The organism is Aliamphritea spongicola, assembly GCF_017051665.1.
Classification (GTDB): Bacteria; Pseudomonadota; Gammaproteobacteria; order Pseudomonadales; family Balneatricaceae; genus Amphritea; species Amphritea spongicola.
This window is the reverse complement of the sequence record NZ_JAFIDL010000063.1, coordinates 1-320: the sequence shown is the minus strand read 5'-3', so window position 1 is coordinate 320 and position 320 is coordinate 1. Positions and strand designations below refer to the sequence as shown.

2 rRNA genes are annotated in these 320 nt (G+C 49.7%); both read right to left on the bottom strand.

Features of this window, described 5'->3' with window-relative positions:
• A 5S ribosomal RNA gene (rrf, locus tag JYB63_RS22750) occupies window positions 1–72 on the bottom strand; the annotation flags it as partial.
• A 99-nt stretch (window positions 73–171) separates the two neighbouring features.
• Window positions 172–320 (bottom strand): 23S ribosomal RNA (locus JYB63_RS22745); the annotation flags it as partial.

Sequence of the window (320 nt, the reverse complement as noted above, 5' to 3'; positions counted from 1 at the left end):
ATCGGCGCTACGGCGTTTCACTTCTGAGTTCGGCATGGGGTCAGGTGGGACCACCGCGCTATTGCCGCCAGGCAAATTCTGTTTCATTCCAACCGCTTCACTTCCATGAAGCCATCAGAACCAATCTTGGAACGTCGCTGAAAATCTCTCTAAAAACACCTTCGGTGTTGTAAGGTTAAGCCTCACGGATCATTAGTACTGGTTAGCTCAATGCATCGCTGCACTTACACACCCAGCCTATCAACGTCTTAGTCTTAAACGTTCCTTCAGGGACCTTAAAGGCCCAGGGAAGACTCATCTTGAGGCAAGTTTCGCGCTTA